This window comes from Pseudomonas sp. rhizo25, assembly GCF_031931935.1.
Classification (GTDB): Bacteria; Pseudomonadota; Gammaproteobacteria; order Pseudomonadales; family Pseudomonadaceae; genus Aquipseudomonas; species Aquipseudomonas synxantha.
The window spans coordinates 385,931-401,133 of record NZ_JAUJXA010000001.1 but is presented as its reverse complement, the minus strand read 5'-3'; the positions used below and the strand labels follow the sequence as shown (position 1 = coordinate 401,133).

Annotated in this window: 18 protein-coding genes; all 18 read left to right on the top strand. The window is 59.2% G+C overall.

What is annotated here, in order from left to right:
* Positions 1 to 99 precede the first annotated feature (99 nt).
* The 18 genes from QZR30_RS01950 to QZR30_RS01865 all read left to right on the top strand — a co-directional run bounded on the left by QZR30_RS01950 (position 100) and on the right by QZR30_RS01865 (position 15,103).
* Entirely contained in the window at positions 100 to 672 is a 573-nt protein-coding gene (locus QZR30_RS01950; RefSeq protein WP_056845358.1) for a phage tail assembly protein, read from the top strand.
* Positions 673 to 799: 127 nt separating this feature from the next.
* Positions 800 to 2,641, top strand: a complete 1,842-nt coding sequence (locus tag QZR30_RS01945) for a phage tail tape measure protein (RefSeq protein ID WP_311902888.1) — start codon at positions 800 to 802, stop codon at positions 2,639 to 2,641.
* Positions 2,641 to 3,024 carry a phage tail protein gene (locus QZR30_RS01940; RefSeq protein ID WP_311902887.1) on the top strand — a complete coding sequence of 128 codons (384 nt, stop codon included), beginning with the start codon at positions 2,641 to 2,643 and terminating at the stop codon, positions 3,022 to 3,024. The genes QZR30_RS01945 and QZR30_RS01940 overlap by 1 nt, the downstream gene beginning before the upstream one ends.
* Positions 3,017 to 3,229, top strand: coding sequence for a tail protein X (locus QZR30_RS01935; protein WP_311902886.1), 213 nt, complete (start codon positions 3,017 to 3,019; stop codon positions 3,227 to 3,229). The genes QZR30_RS01940 and QZR30_RS01935 overlap by 8 nt, the downstream gene beginning before the upstream one ends.
* A gap of 9 nt (positions 3,230 to 3,238) precedes the next feature.
* Positions 3,239 to 4,249: a contractile injection system protein, VgrG/Pvc8 family gene (locus tag QZR30_RS01930; RefSeq protein WP_311902885.1), complete on the top strand. Its 1,011-nt coding sequence runs from the start codon at positions 3,239 to 3,241 to the stop codon at positions 4,247 to 4,249.
* A gap of 65 nt (positions 4,250 to 4,314) precedes the next feature.
* On the top strand, positions 4,315 to 4,512 hold the full coding sequence (locus QZR30_RS01925; RefSeq protein WP_228391189.1) for a hypothetical protein: 198 nt from the start codon (positions 4,315 to 4,317) through the stop codon (positions 4,510 to 4,512).
* A gap of 92 nt (positions 4,513 to 4,604) precedes the next feature.
* Complete coding sequence (locus QZR30_RS01920) at positions 4,605 to 5,096, top strand: phage tail tube protein (protein ID WP_057021844.1); 492 nt, start codon at positions 4,605 to 4,607, stop codon at positions 5,094 to 5,096.
* An 8-nt stretch (positions 5,097 to 5,104) separates the two neighbouring features.
* Positions 5,105 to 5,455 carry a phage tail assembly chaperone family protein, TAC gene (locus QZR30_RS01915; RefSeq protein WP_057021845.1) on the top strand — a complete coding sequence of 117 codons (351 nt, stop codon included), beginning with the start codon at positions 5,105 to 5,107 and terminating at the stop codon, positions 5,453 to 5,455.
* Positions 5,456 to 5,484: 29 nt separating this feature from the next.
* A complete protein-coding gene (locus tag QZR30_RS01910) occupies positions 5,485 to 5,739 on the top strand; it encodes a hypothetical protein (protein ID WP_057021846.1) in 255 nt (84 codons plus the stop codon).
* A 62-nt stretch (positions 5,740 to 5,801) separates the two neighbouring features.
* The gene (locus QZR30_RS01905; protein WP_311902884.1) at positions 5,802 to 7,025 is read left to right on the top strand and encodes a phage tail tape measure C-terminal domain-containing protein; all 1,224 of its coding nucleotides are present in this window, start codon (positions 5,802 to 5,804) and stop codon (positions 7,023 to 7,025) included.
* 28 nt (positions 7,026 to 7,053) lie between these two features.
* Positions 7,054 to 7,392: a phage tail protein gene (locus QZR30_RS01900; RefSeq protein WP_057021848.1), complete on the top strand. Its 339-nt coding sequence runs from the start codon at positions 7,054 to 7,056 to the stop codon at positions 7,390 to 7,392.
* 51 nt (positions 7,393 to 7,443) lie between these two features.
* Positions 7,444 to 8,127 (top strand): phage minor tail protein L, encoded by a 684-nt coding sequence (locus tag QZR30_RS01895; protein ID WP_311902883.1) that lies wholly within the window; start codon positions 7,444 to 7,446, stop codon positions 8,125 to 8,127.
* 2 nt (positions 8,128 to 8,129) lie between these two features.
* Positions 8,130 to 8,903, top strand: coding sequence for a C40 family peptidase (locus QZR30_RS01890; RefSeq protein ID WP_274358054.1), 774 nt, complete (start codon positions 8,130 to 8,132; stop codon positions 8,901 to 8,903).
* Between the two features lie 33 nt (positions 8,904 to 8,936).
* Complete coding sequence (locus QZR30_RS01885) at positions 8,937 to 9,569, top strand: tail assembly protein (RefSeq protein ID WP_274358055.1); 633 nt, start codon at positions 8,937 to 8,939, stop codon at positions 9,567 to 9,569.
* A 32-nt stretch (positions 9,570 to 9,601) separates the two neighbouring features.
* Entirely contained in the window at positions 9,602 to 10,210 is a 609-nt protein-coding gene (locus QZR30_RS01880) for a tail assembly protein (RefSeq protein WP_043048875.1), read from the top strand.
* Positions 10,211 to 10,269: 59 nt separating this feature from the next.
* The gene (gene gpJ / locus QZR30_RS01875) at positions 10,270 to 13,986 is read left to right on the top strand and encodes a TipJ family phage tail tip protein (RefSeq protein ID WP_311902881.1); all 3,717 of its coding nucleotides are present in this window, start codon (positions 10,270 to 10,272) and stop codon (positions 13,984 to 13,986) included.
* Positions 13,986 to 14,375: a hypothetical protein gene (locus tag QZR30_RS01870; protein WP_057021853.1), complete on the top strand. Its 390-nt coding sequence runs from the start codon at positions 13,986 to 13,988 to the stop codon at positions 14,373 to 14,375. Before gpJ ends, QZR30_RS01870 begins: the two co-directional genes overlap by 1 nt.
* On the top strand, positions 14,375 to 15,103 hold the full coding sequence (locus tag QZR30_RS01865) for a hypothetical protein (RefSeq protein WP_124356024.1): 729 nt from the start codon (positions 14,375 to 14,377) through the stop codon (positions 15,101 to 15,103). The genes QZR30_RS01870 and QZR30_RS01865 overlap by 1 nt, the downstream gene beginning before the upstream one ends.
* The last annotated feature ends 100 nt before the right edge of the window (positions 15,104 to 15,203 follow it).

Genomic DNA, 15,203 nt, shown 5'->3' with positions numbered 1-15,203 from the left:
CCGAGTTGATGCTATCGCAGGCAAGCCTGCTCCCACAGGGACCGCGTTCAGATCTGGATTTTCGGTACTTTTCAATACCTTTCAACAAGGAATTGCCCCATGGCCTGGATGCCACCGTTGCATATCCTGCTGGCTCCGATCACCGCCGACACCGGCGCGACGATCCAGCAGGTTCAGCTCAAACCGTTGTTTTACGCCGCGCAAAAAGACGCGCTGGCCCGGGCCGGTGATGACGAGGACGATCAGTTTTTCGAACTGGCGAAACTCGCCACCGGCCTGTCGGAAAAAGAGCTCGATCAGCTCAAGCGTCCGGACTACGTGAGCATTGCCCAGTACGTACATGAAATGTCGACGCGCCCTGCGTCGTTCTTCATGGACGCACAGGACGCGACACCCCACGACCAACCCGTCCAGTTGCTATTGCCCCTGGACGCAGCCGGCCGAACCCTGACTGAACTGCCCCTGGAAATGCCCGCCCTGCGCGCCACCAAAGTGATGAAAAAGCTCGCCACCAACAAAGAGCGCGCCGAGTTCATTACCGCCCATTGCACTGGCCTGATGATTCCCGACCTGGCCGGTTTGACCGTGCCCGACTGGACGGAACTGCAGGAGCGCATCGACGATTTTTTAAATCAACCGGCGGACTTCTTTCGCAGCGCGACATCGACGTAATCCTCGATGTGGTGCCGCTGATCTACTCGGTCAATGAGACGGAGATCCTCGACTGGGACGCCGGAAAAGCATTGCGCCGCTACGACATTGCGATCACTCGCCTTGGCGTTAAACAGGAGTAAGCGGGATGCAGGACAAGTATTCGCTCGCATATGCCATGGTCAAGGATGGCCAGGGTGTATTCAGCAACGCAGGCGGCGCGAAGGGTGCCGATAGTGTTAACCCGGGCCCGTTGGCATTTGAAAGTCATGCAGAGGCGGCGCCATTGTCCTCGATGGGCCTGGAGCTGACCAATGCCGGCTTGCAACTTCAGGGTCTTTCGCTGTCCCTGGGGTTACTGCGCGATAGTGTGGACGCGCTGCAAGCCTCCTTGCCGCAGCTTAAGGCGATGGGCGTTGAACCGTCCAAAACCGAAAAACGCAGCGATCAGGCGACAACCACCGAAGTTACGTCGAGCACATCGCAAGAACTGCGGCTGATCCGTGAAGCCATGACGCTGCGCGAGGTAAAGAGCCTCGATCCGGTCGCGGCCTTTCAACAATCGTTTGCTGCGCCAGCCATCAAGGAAAAAACCATAGCGCAGCTGCGCGAGGCGTCCTCAAAGAGTGAGGAGCGGCTCTCCACGACGCTCAAGCCGGCACCGGTACTCTGGGAAGACGTGTGGCTTCAAAAAAAGACCGACGTGATGGACGGAGCCAATGCCTGGGCCAGCACATCGCCGGCAGCCGCCACCACCGTGAAAACCGCTGAGGCGGTGATTCTGCCGGTGTTTTCACCTGTGGTTACCGGCTTTTTCTCGGGTTTGGGAGACACGATCAAAAGTCGGGTGACGAGCAATGTGGTCGACGTGACGCTGGGCAAACTGCCTGGAGTGGTTGGCAAACTGTTCAAGAGCGACGGCTTTAAAAAGGATCAGCCATGCTGCTGCGCCACTGCAACCCAAGCCTCACTGAGCAGTCGCCGCTCCAGTCGCAGAGGCTCTTCTGCCAGGAAAAAGGGTAGCAATAGGCCCAAGTCGCAGAAAAACCAGAAGGCGCGGAACGCGCAGAAGAAACAGCAAGCGCAGAAGAAACAGGCGTCTGTGGCGAGGCCGGCGTTTACAAAGCGGGCACCTGTGAAAAACGCTGGGGTGATGTCGACGCTGCGCAGTCTGTCTGAGCGCTTCATCAAACCCTTATTCCCGGCGCAGTCCAATGGTTTCCATGCCGGAGCACCCGTGCAAGGTTTGCAGCCGCGTGGGGCCCAGGTCAATGACCGAACGACTCACACTGATGTGCGTCATTCGATCCCAAGTAGAACCCCAGGGCTGATTGAAGCCTTGGAACGCAGGGGACTGCCCCTGCCTTCCGAAGCCCGCGCAACGACCCAGCCTCACGCACAGGCCTTGAGCCATGAGCGTTCAGCCTTGCCTGTGGTGAGTCCCGCGCCAAAAATACCGGCTTCCGGGCTGTTGGGTGTGATGAGTAAGCTGGAGTCTGCCGGCGCCCGTCGCCTTGGCCCGCTGAAGTATGTCGACACCGCCGCGGATGTGATCCAGGGCGTACGCACTGGCGACGCCAAGGCTGTCGGTACCGGTCTCAGCACCGCCGGTGGCGCCTGGGCGGGAGCATCCGCCGGCGCCGCGCTCGGCACCCTGGTTTTCCCAGGTATCGGCACCGCAGTCGGCGGCGCCATCGGTGGCTTGCTGGGCAGCGAAGCAGGCAGTTGGCTGGGTGACAAACTGTTCAGCTCAAATGATCGCCTGCCCGCACCCAATGCACTGAGCAAGGAGCTCAACAGTGCCCGCACCGACAACGTCCAGGTCACGATTGCACCGAGTATCCAGATCACCGGTGTCAACCCTGCCGATGCCCAGCAGGTCGTCAACCAGGTGATCCAGGCCCTGCAGTTTCAATGCATACCTATGGTCACCGACTCCCTGGGTATCCGGCGCAACGCGGCACTGGCCGATCCTTCAGGAGGTGATTGATGCGACAACAAATGATACTCGGCGACTTTATCTTTGGCTTGTCCCGCGGCTTTGCCTATTCGTCGTTGATCCGCAACAGCGACGGCGGCTGGAGTGACCTGGCGATTATTGCCAGCAAGCCCCAGTCGCGGCAGAACGGCCAGAAGCTGGAAAAGCTCACGTTCAACGGTACAGCCATGTACGCCAACGGTATGCAGCGCCTGGACGAACTGCGCGCGCTGCAAAATGCGCGGGCGCCTTTGCCGTTGGTCGATGGCATCGGCCGTAATTGGGGCCTGTGGCGGATCAATTCGGTGGTGGAAACCCAAAGCAACGTGATCGATGACGGCACCGCCATGGTGATGAGCTGGACCCTGGAACTGGAGGAATTCGTCAATGCGTAGAGTGCGAAGTATCGCCGGTGATTCGGTCAACCTGTTGCTCTATCGCGAGCTGGGGCGTTGCGACGACGCGGCGGAAGAAACCCTCTGGCGCTTGAATCCCGAACTGGCTGAATACGGTCCGCTATTGCCGGCCGGCGTATGGGTGATCGTGCCTGAGATGCAAGCCAGGCCGGCGGCCGTGCGTCCCGTGCTGGCGTGGGAATAAGGAGGCTGCATGGCACAGGGATTTACCCCGATCGTAGAGTTCTACGGCGCCAACGCGGCGCTGCTCAATCAACGCCTGATGCATTGGAGCCACACCGACGCTGGCGGTATCCAGACTGACCGCCTGGAATTGACCCTCAATATCGAAGGGCTGGAGGGGTTGCCCAGCCTGAGTGGCAAGATCGGCCTGCGCGTCGGTTACCAGGAAACCGGCTTGGTGGAAAAAGGCGAGTTTGTCGTCACCCAACGCACCCCGGTGCTGTTTCCGATGCGCCTGATGATCGTGGCCACGGCAGCGCCCTTCAGTGAGGTGGATAAGAGCGGATATCGCCAGCGCCGCTCCGCCAGCCATGGGCCGACGACATTGGGGGCATTGTTTCGGCAACTGGTCAGCCGCCATGGTTTTTCACCGCGAGTGGCACCGACGCTGGACGGCATTGCGATTGCGCACATCGACCAGTCCAATGAAAGCGACATGGCCTTCATCACTCGCCTGGCCAAGCGCTACAACGCGGTCACCAAGCCGTTCAATGAACTCTATGTACTGGCCGAAGCGGGGCAGGCCAAGTCACTCTCCGGCCAGCTACTGCCGCCAGTGAAATTATCGGTGACCGGGGACAACCGGCCCGGTGAGCACGCCTTCATTACCGCCAAGCTCGACGAGAAAGCTCGCTCAAAATACATGGGCAGCCGCGTCAGCTGGTGGGACGCCGCCGCCGGCAAACAGCGCCTGGTCCAGGTCGGGATTGCCCCGTTCAAGACCTTGCGCCAGCGCTGCCAGAACGAAGCCGAAGCCCGCGCCGTGGCCGAAGGCGAACTGCGGCGGGTGGGCCGTGAAGGTTTGAAGCTGCAGATCGATTGCCCAGGTAACCCGTTGCTCGCTGCCGAAGGCTTGCTGGTGCTGGATGAGACCTGGCCTTCGTACATGCAGGGGCGCTGGTCGATTACTCAAGTGACCCACGTTGGCGACCCGGCGACGGGGTATCGCAGTTCGATCATGGCCACTGGGTTGGCGTCTTGATTGTCATCGCTGCGCGCTGTTGAAGCTCCCACACCCTGCCTACCTGACGTGATACAGGAACCAAGATGCCTATGAACGACGAAGAATTGGCCGCGATCAACCGCTTGATCGCCGCCCTGCAAACCCAGACCGATGGCCAGGTGGCGCTCAACGCGGCCATTCGACTGTTGGCCCAGAGCAACCAGGCATTGGTCGACCTGATCAAGAGCCGAGAGCCGGACCCGAATGCGCCGCCTTACCTGGATGGCAAACCGGCACCCTGATCCCGTCTCGACCTGCCTTGCACGCAGCAACACAGCCGTTGCACCCCACAGCCCGCCTTCGCGGGTTTTTTATTGTTCATGGAGAACACTCGATGTCGATTCTTACCCAAGGTACCCAGATTTTTGCCCTCGTCCCGCCGGTCTCCGGCACCGGGCCCTACACCGTGCTGGAAATTGAGCACGCCACTTCATTCGAACCTGGTGGCGCGCCGGCCGAGCAGATTGAAGACACCAGCCTCAATGCCGAAGAGCGCAGCTACAAGAAAGGTTTGCGCACCCCAGGCACTGCGAGCCTGGGCCTGAACGCCGACCCGACCAACGCCAGCCATATCCGCCTGCACCAGCTGTCTGAAGCCAAGGGCGATACCGGTGTGAAGTGGGCGGTGGGCTGGTCCGACGGCAAGGACGTGCTGCCCACGCTGAACGCCAAGGGCGATGGCTTTGAACTGCCGGCGACCCGCACCTGGTTCACTTTCGACGGCTACGTGTCGGACTTCCCGTTCAATTTCGCACTGAACGCGGTCGTGACTACCACCGTCACCATCCAACGCACCGGCGCAAGCGCCTGGATCAAGAAAGCCTGAGAGACGCCATGAACCTCAAACAACTGAAAGCCAAGGGCGGCATCGTCGATGGCCTGCCGGTGAAGAAAGACATCAGCTGGACGCACCTGGACAGCAAAACCGGCAAGGAAGTGACCGATACCTTCACGTTGCACATCCGCCGTCAGTCGTTCGGCGTGATCGAGCGTCTGTTCAGCCAGGGTGAGTCGTCACAAAGCCGCAACGCCAGCTACCTCGCCGCGTCGGTATCGTTGGGGGCTGAGGGCGATGAAGCCCTTAGTTACGACGATGCTTTCGGTCTTGAGCCGTCATTGGGGTTTCTGATCCTCAATGCAGTCAATGAGGTCAATGGCACTCAGGGTAGCGGCGCAAAGAGCTGACGGTCGCCGATGAGTTCTGGCACGAACTGGTGCTGAACGGAGTGGGCGGCCGCACGATCACCGAAGCCAAAGAACGCATGACCTATCACGAAGCCCTGGCCTGGGGACGCTATATCGACCGATATGGTTCCCTGCACGCCGGTAGGCGGCTGGAGGCGGGCAGCGCGTTGATAGCGCTGCAGACCCACCGGCTGGGCGGCGGCACGGCCGAAATGATTGACTTCATGCCCCACGAGCTGCGCCGGGGTGTGTCGCTCGAACGTGCGATGAACGAGTGGCGTTAAGGACGACGCCACTTTCCTTGAAACCCGTTTCGACGGGTTTTATCCATGACCCGGAGAAACCTATGGCAACTGCTTCCCAGGGTAATCTGACGCTCAACCTCGGCAGCCTGGAGCAGGCCCTGGCGAAGGCGTCGCGGATTACCGAAAACAGCATGCGCGAGATGCAGCAGAAGATCGAGGACGCCAGTAAAAAGGTCAGCGCCTCTGCCGCAGCGGCGCTACAGGTCACGTCCGGCCAGTTCAAGGGCTTTCAAAGGGCCTATGACCCGGCCACGGATGCGGCGGAAAATTTTATTCAGAAAAATGCGCAACTGGTGCAAGTGCTCAAGCAGAGCCAGGGTGCGCAGAATGATTTTGTTGGTGCGCTGGAGGCGCAGTCCAGTTACACCGAGCGGGCGGGGCTGAAGTTTCCAGTGGGTGGGCCGTACGCAGAGGCTGTACCGACGCCTTCGGGTGACGACGCGACGATGGCATTTCTGGACGACGCAAAGACCCGGCAGGTAAAGAGCAACTTCGCCGAAATGACGCAGTTGCTTGATGACTGGCGCCAGGGTGCTAACAGTGCGTTCGATGAGTATTCGAACAAGGCAGGCACGGCGGCCGAACAATCGAAGGCAGTGTTTACCAGTGCTTTCGAGAAGATGGATCAGGCGGTGCTGACGTTCGCAACCACGGGCAAATTCAATTTTTCGGATTTCGCCACGTCAGTGCTCAAGGACATGGCCACGATGGCGGCGAAGACCGCGGCATCCAGTGCGCTGAGTTCGTTGTTCGGGCTGGCCAGTTCGGCGGTGAGTGCCTGGTTGGGCAGCAGCACACCGACCCCGACGACCACCAGTGTCGGTCCTAACAGCTACACCTTTAACCCCCAGCTCAACACGGCGGGTGTTCATTACAATGCGAAAGGGAGCGCCTGGAACTACGGTGTTCAAGCCTTCGCCAACGGCGGCACCTTCACCAACTCCGTCGCCACTGGCCCAACCCTGGCCCCCATGGCCCTCTTCGGCGAAGCCGGCCCCGAAGCCATCATGCCTCTGAGCCGTGGTTCTGACGGCTCCCTCGGCGTACGTGCATTGGGCGGCGGCCCGTCGGGCAGCACCAGCAGCAACCAGGTGGTGATCCAGCAAACCATCAACGTTGCCGACGGCCAGGGCTCGGGCACCGACACCAACGCCCAGAATGTCGCCCGCGCCTATGCCGGTTCCGCCCGCCAGGGTGCTGCCGAACAGATCGCCCGTGACCTCAAGCCGGGCGGGCAAATCTGGTCGGCCATCAACGGCCGCTGACCACCAACGGCTTACGCCTGGAGAAAACATGAGCACAGAAACTTTCACTTGGGTGCCCAAGGTGGAACCCGTCGGCAGCGTCGAGTTTCGCTTGAAGTCGGCCAAGTTCGGCGACGGCTACCAGCAAACGGCTGCGGATGGGATCCACAACAAGACCCAGTCCTGGCCACTGACGTTCGTGGGTGACGAAGCGCGCATCAAAGCGATCGTTGCTTTCCTCGACCGCCATGCCGGCGCCAAGGCATTCAACTGGACCGCACCACTGGCAGCGCCTGCGTTGTATCGTTGCAAGGGTTACCAGCCAACGCCCATGGGCGCCGGGCTCTACTCTCTGACGGCAACGTTCGAGCAAGCCTTCCACCCCTAGCGCCGCCTCCACCCCGCCGTAGTGCGGGGTTTTCTTTGCCCGGAGAATCATATGTCCATCACAGCAGATATCCAGACCCTGGAGCCCGGGGCCTGGGTGGAGCTTTTCGAGCTCGATGCCACCCCCCTGGGCGCCGAGTTGTACCGGTTTCACGGTTACCCCCAGGAGTCATCGGTCTTCTGGCAGGGTCACGAATATTCACCTTGGCCGATCCAGGCCGAGGGCTTTGAAATGTCGGGGCAGGGCACCCAACCGACGCCAACGCTGGCCGTAGGTAACGTCGGTGGTTTCATCACGGCGTTGGTGTTGTATTTCGAGGACCTGGTCGGCGCTCGGCTGATCCGTCACCGCACCTTGGCCAAGTACCTCGACGGCCAGCCCGAAGCGGACCCGGAAGAGGAACTGCCGCCGGACATCTGGTACGTCGAGCGCAAAGTCGCGGAAAGCAGCGAGACGGTGAAGTTCGAACTGGCCAGTGCGCTGGACTTCAACGGCGTGCAACTGCCCCGTCGACAGATCGTCGCCAATGTGTGTTGGTGGCTCAGCTGCGGCGGTTACCGCGGCCCCTATTGCGGCTACAACGGCGGCCCGGTGGCGGATGCCAATGACGTGATCGTCACGGATGCGGCCAAGGATAAATGCGGTGGGCGGCTGACCAGCTGCAAGCTGCGTTTCGGCGAGAACAACCCACTGCCCTACGGTTCATTTCCGGCTGCGGGCCTGTTGCGGAGCTGAACATGAACAAGACCAACCTGGCGGCGATTGCTCGGCACGCCGTGGCCGACTACCCCCATGAGTGCTGTGGCCTGATGATTCGCGAAGGGCGCAAGCGTGTGTATGTGCCGTGTCGCAATACGGCGAGCACGCCCAGCGAACACTTTCGCCTGGCACCCGAGGACTATGCCGCCGCCGAAGAGCGTGGCGAAATCCTCGCGGTGGTGCACAGCCATCCCGATTGCCCGGCGACGCCCAGTGAAGCGGACCGCGTGGCGTGCGAAGCCTCAGGGTTGCCTTGGCACATTGTCGAAGTGCGCAAGGGGGACGACGGGCAGGTGTGTACCGGTGAATGGGCCAGTTGCACGCCGAATGGCTACCAGGCGCCCCTGATCGGTCGCGCTTTCGCCCACGGCGTGCATGACTGCCTGAGCATCATCCTCGACTACTACCGCCGCGAGTTGGGCATCGAACTCGGCGATTATCCGCGCGAAGACGGCTGGTGGGACAAGGGCGGCAATCTCTACCTGGACAACCTGCCGGCCGCCGGTTTTATGCAGGTCAGTCAACTGCAACAGGGCGATATCGTGCTGATGCAGATTCGGTCGCCAGTGCCCAACCATGCCGCGATCTACCTGGCCGACGGCGTGCTGCAAAGCGAACCCGAGCATTACCCGGCCCCTGGTTCTATCCTGCACCACCTGTATGGTCGCGATAGCAAGCGCGATACCTACGGCGGCTATTGGGGCGAGGTGACGGTCAGCTATTGGCGACATGGCCTGCGGGCCGAACACTAACCACATCGGCGGATCATTCGCCTGGAGGATGCCATGCATCATGAAAAAGTCCGAACGGTGCGCCTCTACGGCAGCCTGGGCGCCAGCTTTGGCCGAGTGCATCGGCTGGCGGTGAGGAACGCCTCGGAAGCGATTCACGCGCTGTGCATCCTGGTGCCCGGGTTCGAGCGTTTCCTGATGGAGTCCAAGGACCGCGGCGTGACCTACTCGATTTTCCTGGGCCGCGACAATATCGGCCAGGACCGGCTCAACGCACCTTCCGGAACCTCGGATATCCGCATCGCCCCGGTGCTGATGGGCAGCAAGCGCGCAGGGTCGATGCAAACCATTATCGGGGTCGCATTGATTGTCGCGGCGTCGTATTTCTCTGGTGGCCTCGCCGCTTCCGGTAGCTCCTCGACCTTGATCGGCGCTTCATCCACCACTGGCTGGACCTTCGCCGCGAGTATGGGGATTTCCATGGCCATGGGCGGCGTCATGCAGTTGATGTCGCCGATGCCCAAGGGGCTGAGCACCATGGACCGCCCGGATAACCGCTCCAGCTACAGCTTCAACGGCCCGGTCAACACCAGCATCCAGGGCGGCCCGGTGGGCTTGCTGTATGGCGAGCTGACGGTGGGCAGTGCGGTGGTCAGTGCGGGTATCTATGCGCAGGATCAGCTCTAGCCAACGTTTCGAAGATGATCAGGAGAGTGCTCATGGGATTGGCAGTCGAACAACATACGATGCGAACGGTGCTGCTATCAGGCTCGCTCGCCAGGCTTTTCGGTCGAGAACATCGCGTGACCACCGCAGGTGGTTTCAAGGATGTAATGGGCTACTTCAAACAGTTTCCTGGTTTTGAGCGCTACATGCTGCAGAGCGCTGATAAAGGTTTGCGCTTTGCCGTATTCAACGGCAAGCGCAACATCGCCGAAGACGATATTCAAAAGCCCCTTGGCAAGGACGTGATCCGCATCGCGCCGGTATTGACCGGCTCCAAGCGCGCAGGCGGGTTGCAGACTATTATCGGTGCGGTATTGATCGCGGTGGCGTATTACAACCCGTTTGGTTTCCTGACGGGGCCGGCTGCCAGCATGATGTTGATGGCGGGGGCGTCCATGGCGATGGGCGGTGTCATGCAGATGTTGTCACCGCCCCCCAAAGGGCTTGGTGCCCAGGACAGTCCTAATAACCGCCCGAGCTACAGCTTCAACGGCCCGGTCAACACCAACGCCCAGGGCAATCCGGTCGGCTTGCTATACGGCGAGTTGGTCGTCGGCAGTGCTGTGATCAGTGCCGGCATCTACGCCCAGGACCAACTCTAACCGTTCTCCTTTTCACCCCGCCCGCCGAGTGCGGGCTTTATTTCGCCTGAAGGAAAGCCATGACTGACCTCACTCTCGCTGGCAGCAAAGGCGGCGCGTCCAAGCCCCGTCCCTCCGTAGAGGCGCCAGACAGCCTGCAAAGTACGGCCTATGCCCGTATCCTCGATCTCGTCAGCGAAGGCGAGATTGTCGGTTTGAAAAACGATAAGCGCTCGGTATTTCTCGACGAGACGCCACTGGCCAACGCCGATGGCAGCCTCAATTTCAGTGGCGTGACCCTCGATACACGCAACGGCAGCCAGGACCAGACGCACATCCCAGGCTTCCCTGCCGTGGAAAACGAAAGCCCGGTGTCCGTCGAGCTGCGTAGCGATCAGCCCTGGACCAAGTCCTATTCCAACCTGCAACTGTCGGCGGTGCGGGTTCGCCTGGCTGTCACGCGGTTGTCGCAGACCAACACCAGCAACGGCGACACCAACGGCTACACGGTGCAATACGCTATTGATCTAGCCACCGATGGCGGCGCCTTCGTGCAGGTACTGGCAGCCGCCTTCAGCGGTAAAACTACCACCAAGTACGAACGTTCCCACCGTGTTGACTTGCCTCCTGCAAAGGTGAGCTGGACCCTGCGTGTACGCCGGATCACACCGAACTCCACCAGTGGCGCGATCGCCGATACCACCACCGTGGAGTCGTCCACCGAGGTGATCGACGCCAAGCTGCGCTACCCGGGCTCGGCGCTGATCGGCCTGCAATTCGATGCCGCGCAATTCCAATCGATTCCCTCGCGTTCCTTCGAGCTGCGCGGGCGGATCATCAAGGTGCCGAGCAACTACGACGCGCAAACCCGCACATACAGCGGCGTGTGGGATGGCACGTTCAAATCCGCCTGGACCGACAACCCGGCCTGGATCTACTACGACCTGCTGTTGCACCAACGCTACGGCCTCGGCCACCTGCTCAACGCCGGCCAAGTGGATAAGTGGGAGCTATACCGCATCGGCCAGTATTGCGACCAGCCAGTGTCCGATGGCAAGGGCGGCACCGAACCGCGCTTCACCTGCAACTTGTACCTGTCGGTGCGTGCCGATGCCCTGAAGGTGCTGCAGGACCTGGCGACCACCTTCCGCGGCATGGCCTATTGGGGCGCAGGTTCGGTGATGGCAGTAGCAGATATGCCGGAAGACCCGGTCTACACCTACTCCAACGCCAACGTCATTGGTGGCCAATTCATCTACGGCGGGTCAGCGAAAAAGACTCGCTACACCGTCGCCCTGGTCAGCTGGAATGACCCGACGGATTTCTATCGCCAGAAGGTGCAGTACGTCGACGACGCCGAAGGCATCGCGCGCTATGGCATCCAGCAAACCGAAATCAGTGCCACCGGTTGCACGTCCCAGGCCCAAGCCCAGCGCATCGGCAAATGGGCCTTGCTGACCAACCGCCTGGAAACCGAAAGCGTGACTTTCGCGGTCGGCCTCGACGGCACCCTGGCACGCCCCGGCCAGATCATTCGCGTGGCCGACAACGACCGCGCCGGCCGCCGCATTGGCGGGCGCCTGCGGGATGCGACCCTCGACAGCCTGACCCTGGATGCCGAAGTCAGCGCCACGGCGGGCGACACCATTACCTTGGTGATGCCCAACGGCAAGGCCGTGTCCCGTGAGGTCAAATCCGTCAGTGCCGCAGGTGCGGATGAGCAGTTGGTTGTGTTGCAAACCAAGCTCGACGAACTGCCCCCGGCCCAATCGATCTGGGCCATCGACTCCGCGACCCTGGCTTTGCAACAGTTCCGCGTGCTGTCGATTTCCGAAGACTTTTCGAATGACGAAATCAAATATAGCCTCAGCGCGGTCAAGCACGTGCCGAGCAAGTTCGCGGCCATCGACAACGGCGCGAAAATCGACAGCCCACCCATCACCGTGATCCCGCCGAGCGTGCAAGCGGCCCCGACCGGCGTGACGGTCAGCAATGACCATTTTGTTGAGCAAGGCAGCGCGGTCAATGTCATGACCATCGAGTGGCAGCGGGCGGCCAATGCCATCGCCTATGAGGCTTACTGGCGCAAGAACGACGGCGAATGGGTCTACGCTGGCCGCACGGGTGGTAGTTCTATCGAGGTGTCCGGCATTTATGCCGGGCGTTATGTGGCCAAGGTGCGGGCGATCAACGCGCTGGATATCGGCTCCCTGTATAGCGAGTCTGTAGAGACCGTACTTAACGGCAAGACCACACTGCCGCCGATCGTGGCAGCGCTGACGACGGAATCGTTGGTGTTTGCGATCAAGGTGAAATGGCAGATTCCGCAGGGGGTGAGCACGGCGGATTTGCAGCGCACGGAGGTCTGGTATGGAAAGACTGCCGACCTGGCGATGGCGACCAAGTTGGGGGATTACGCGTATCCGCAAAGCGAACTGACGTTGATGGGCCTGGGTGCCGGTACATCACTTTTTTTCTGGGCAAGGCTGGTGGACCGCACCGGCAACATCGGGGCTTTTTACCCGGTGAACGGGGCTGTGAATGGCCGTGCAAGCTCTGATCAGACTGAATACGACGAATATTTTGCCAACACCATTGGCAAGGGAGCGCTGTACGAGAGCTTGCGTCAGGAAATTGATCTTATCGGGGGGGCTGGGCCAGGATCGGTGAATGATCGGTTGGCCCAGGCGAAGAAGGAATTTCAGGATTTGATTGCTGAAGTTTCCGATGCCTTGGAGTACGAGCTCACGAAGACCTATACAAAAGGTGACATGGTCCGCCGGGGACAGCATTTGTTTCAGGCGATCATTGCCGTGCCTGCCAATACTCCACCGCCAAACCCTGGTTATTGGTTCGATGTAGGTACCGTTGCCGAAACCAATGCCGCCATGGCGTTGGAAATCAGCAAGAACTCCAGCGCCGTAGAGGCGGTAGACGGCAGGGTCAAGGCTACCTCCGAGAAACTTGATGGTGTCTACGCCTTGGTCAAATCCGGCTCTGTCGGGGATGAGGCTGGGAGTGTCGGCGACGATACATCGTCAGTAGGTGTTTGGTCGCTGATGTCGGCGATTGCAGAGCGGGACTTCGCGCAATCACAACGCTCCGATGGGCTGGAAGCCAAAGTGGGACAAAACGCCGCAAGCATCCTGGATGTGGCGAAAACGTCGGCAACCGTCACCCAGGCTCTGGCGTCTAGGGTAACGACCTTGAGTACCAAGGTAGACGCCAACGCTTCGACCTTCACTTTCCAGGTCAACCTGTTGACCGCTGCGGATAAGGCGCAGGGTGAGAAACTCGAAAATGTTCGAGTGGAGGCTGGAAAAAACAGCTCGAATATTCAGGAGACCAACCGGGTATTGGCTACTACCGATGGCAAGGTCTCGGCCATGAAGACGCTCAAGGTCGAGACCAGCAAGAACGGCAAGAAGGTAATAGCGGGTCTTGCCCTGGGGGCCGATGGTGATACCGCTGAGATCATTGCTTTCGCCCAGCGCTTTTCGGTGGTTGATGAAGTGGGGGGGGCGTTGGTGACGCCGTTCGTAGTCGATAACGGTCAAGTATTTATCAATACGGCGGTTATTAACACGGCATTTATCCAGAACATCGTTTTGGGTATGACCCTGACGTCTGAAACCAAGGATGCAAATGGCCTGCCGCTGCTTGAGATTAATGTCAAGGCGGGTACTTTTACCCTTCGTAGCGCAGGAGGAGGTGGTTCTGCCTTGCTCAATAATGATGGCTTGGCGGTATTTGATGCTGGCGGCGTGAAGCGAACTATGGTCGGGAGGTTGTCGTAATGGCGGAGTATGGATTGAATGTTTTCGATAGCCTTGGCGTAAAGACTTTGGGTATGGAGGATTTTACGATCCAACGTCTTAGTTCGAAGATTATTCCGGCTATTACTGCCGGCGGCGGAGGTGTGAGAAGTAACTACGATATCATCATGGATGTGCCAGGTTATGACCCCGCTAAATGTTTCGTTCTCATTACGCCCAGAAAGTACGCCGGGTATGACCAGACAATATCTGATAGTTGGCCTGTTCTTCCTACCTATAAAGAACTGGGGGGGACCCAGATAGGTATACGCACATGGTTGAATTACGGCGTGTATGACGGTCATCGCTATAAATATTACTGGTCAGCCAGGACGGTTGAATGTGTCGTTGAAGTGATGAGGGTGACCTGATGGCTTATGGACTTTTGGCAGCAAATAGCACGGGCGATGTAGTCATCAGTAGCGACAATAAGGTGTTGGTATTCTCTGAGCGGGGGCAGTTCAGAATCCAGTCTAGATATACAGATAGGCCGGGTTATGGTGCTGCCAATTTTGCAAAGCCGATTCTAACGCAAGAGCCACCCCAGATATTTTTAAGAATTATCACGCCCAGCCATCCGAGCTTGAGCCTTTACACTACGATACTCGGTGGGCCAGGTGGATGGACGGGATTCAAAGTTACGTCTGGCACCATGGGCGGTAAATACCTTCAGAATCATCTTATGGAATACGTGTCGTGTAAGTATGCTGATCAGAGAAGTAAGAGCGCTTACGGCATGGAGATTTATGATGAACACGCCAACGTAGATTTCTCGTCAAGTGATCGGGTTGTTCGCTATAGCCGGTTTACAAAAAGTTGGTCTTATAGTCAATCCGTAAACTATTTTGATACATGGGATAGTGGTTTGGTTATGGATGCAGATGACTACTTGAGTGTCTCCAGCATGGATAGAGGGATGAGCTGGTTTGTTAATCACGCGCAGTATGCCTCTTTGCATATGATGACGGGTAATGAACGTAGGGTGCGTGTGAGCGTTCAACGTTCGACCTTGGGTGATTCAATTAATATTGATAATTTGGGTGTGACTTGTTTTTCAATTCCAGTCTGCAAGTTTCCTATTGAGCGCTATTACAACTGACACTTCCAAGTTGACGGTGTTTTCGAATACCACACATTTGCGATTTTTTCTATTTGGGATACTCAAGTGGCACGACAAGAAATCAATCTTGGCGCACTCC

What these genes read in the sequence shown, in the direction of transcription:
- QZR30_RS01885 (WP_274358055.1), top strand. Translation starts at nt 8,937, where the DNA reads ATGCATCATGAAAAAGTCCGAACGGTGCGCCTCTACGGCAGCCTGGGC.
- QZR30_RS01880 (WP_043048875.1), top strand. Translation starts at nt 9,602, where the DNA reads ATGGGATTGGCAGTCGAACAACATACGATGCGAACGGTGCTGCTATCA.
- QZR30_RS01925 (WP_228391189.1), top strand. Translation starts at nt 4,315, where the DNA reads ATGCCTATGAACGACGAAGAATTGGCCGCGATCAACCGCTTGATCGCC.
- QZR30_RS01915 (WP_057021845.1), top strand. Translation starts at nt 5,105, where the DNA reads ATGAACCTCAAACAACTGAAAGCCAAGGGCGGCATCGTCGATGGCCTG.
- QZR30_RS01895 (WP_311902883.1), top strand. Translation starts at nt 7,444, where the DNA reads ATGTCCATCACAGCAGATATCCAGACCCTGGAGCCCGGGGCCTGGGTG.
- QZR30_RS01945 (WP_311902888.1), top strand. Translation starts at nt 800, where the DNA reads ATGCAGGACAAGTATTCGCTCGCATATGCCATGGTCAAGGATGGCCAG.
- QZR30_RS01865 (WP_124356024.1), top strand. Translation starts at nt 14,375, where the DNA reads ATGGCTTATGGACTTTTGGCAGCAAATAGCACGGGCGATGTAGTCATC.
- QZR30_RS01930 (WP_311902885.1), top strand. Translation starts at nt 3,239, where the DNA reads ATGGCACAGGGATTTACCCCGATCGTAGAGTTCTACGGCGCCAACGCG.
- QZR30_RS01935 (WP_311902886.1), top strand. Translation starts at nt 3,017, where the DNA reads ATGCGTAGAGTGCGAAGTATCGCCGGTGATTCGGTCAACCTGTTGCTC.
- QZR30_RS01890 (WP_274358054.1), top strand. Translation starts at nt 8,130, where the DNA reads ATGAACAAGACCAACCTGGCGGCGATTGCTCGGCACGCCGTGGCCGAC.
- QZR30_RS01920 (WP_057021844.1), top strand. Translation starts at nt 4,605, where the DNA reads ATGTCGATTCTTACCCAAGGTACCCAGATTTTTGCCCTCGTCCCGCCG.
- QZR30_RS01900 (WP_057021848.1), top strand. Translation starts at nt 7,054, where the DNA reads ATGAGCACAGAAACTTTCACTTGGGTGCCCAAGGTGGAACCCGTCGGC.
- QZR30_RS01950 (WP_056845358.1), top strand. Translation starts at nt 100, where the DNA reads ATGGCCTGGATGCCACCGTTGCATATCCTGCTGGCTCCGATCACCGCC.
- QZR30_RS01940 (WP_311902887.1), top strand. Translation starts at nt 2,641, where the DNA reads ATGCGACAACAAATGATACTCGGCGACTTTATCTTTGGCTTGTCCCGC.
- QZR30_RS01905 (WP_311902884.1), top strand. Translation starts at nt 5,802, where the DNA reads ATGGCAACTGCTTCCCAGGGTAATCTGACGCTCAACCTCGGCAGCCTG.
- gpJ (WP_311902881.1), top strand. Translation starts at nt 10,270, where the DNA reads ATGACTGACCTCACTCTCGCTGGCAGCAAAGGCGGCGCGTCCAAGCCC.
- QZR30_RS01870 (WP_057021853.1), top strand. Translation starts at nt 13,986, where the DNA reads ATGGCGGAGTATGGATTGAATGTTTTCGATAGCCTTGGCGTAAAGACT.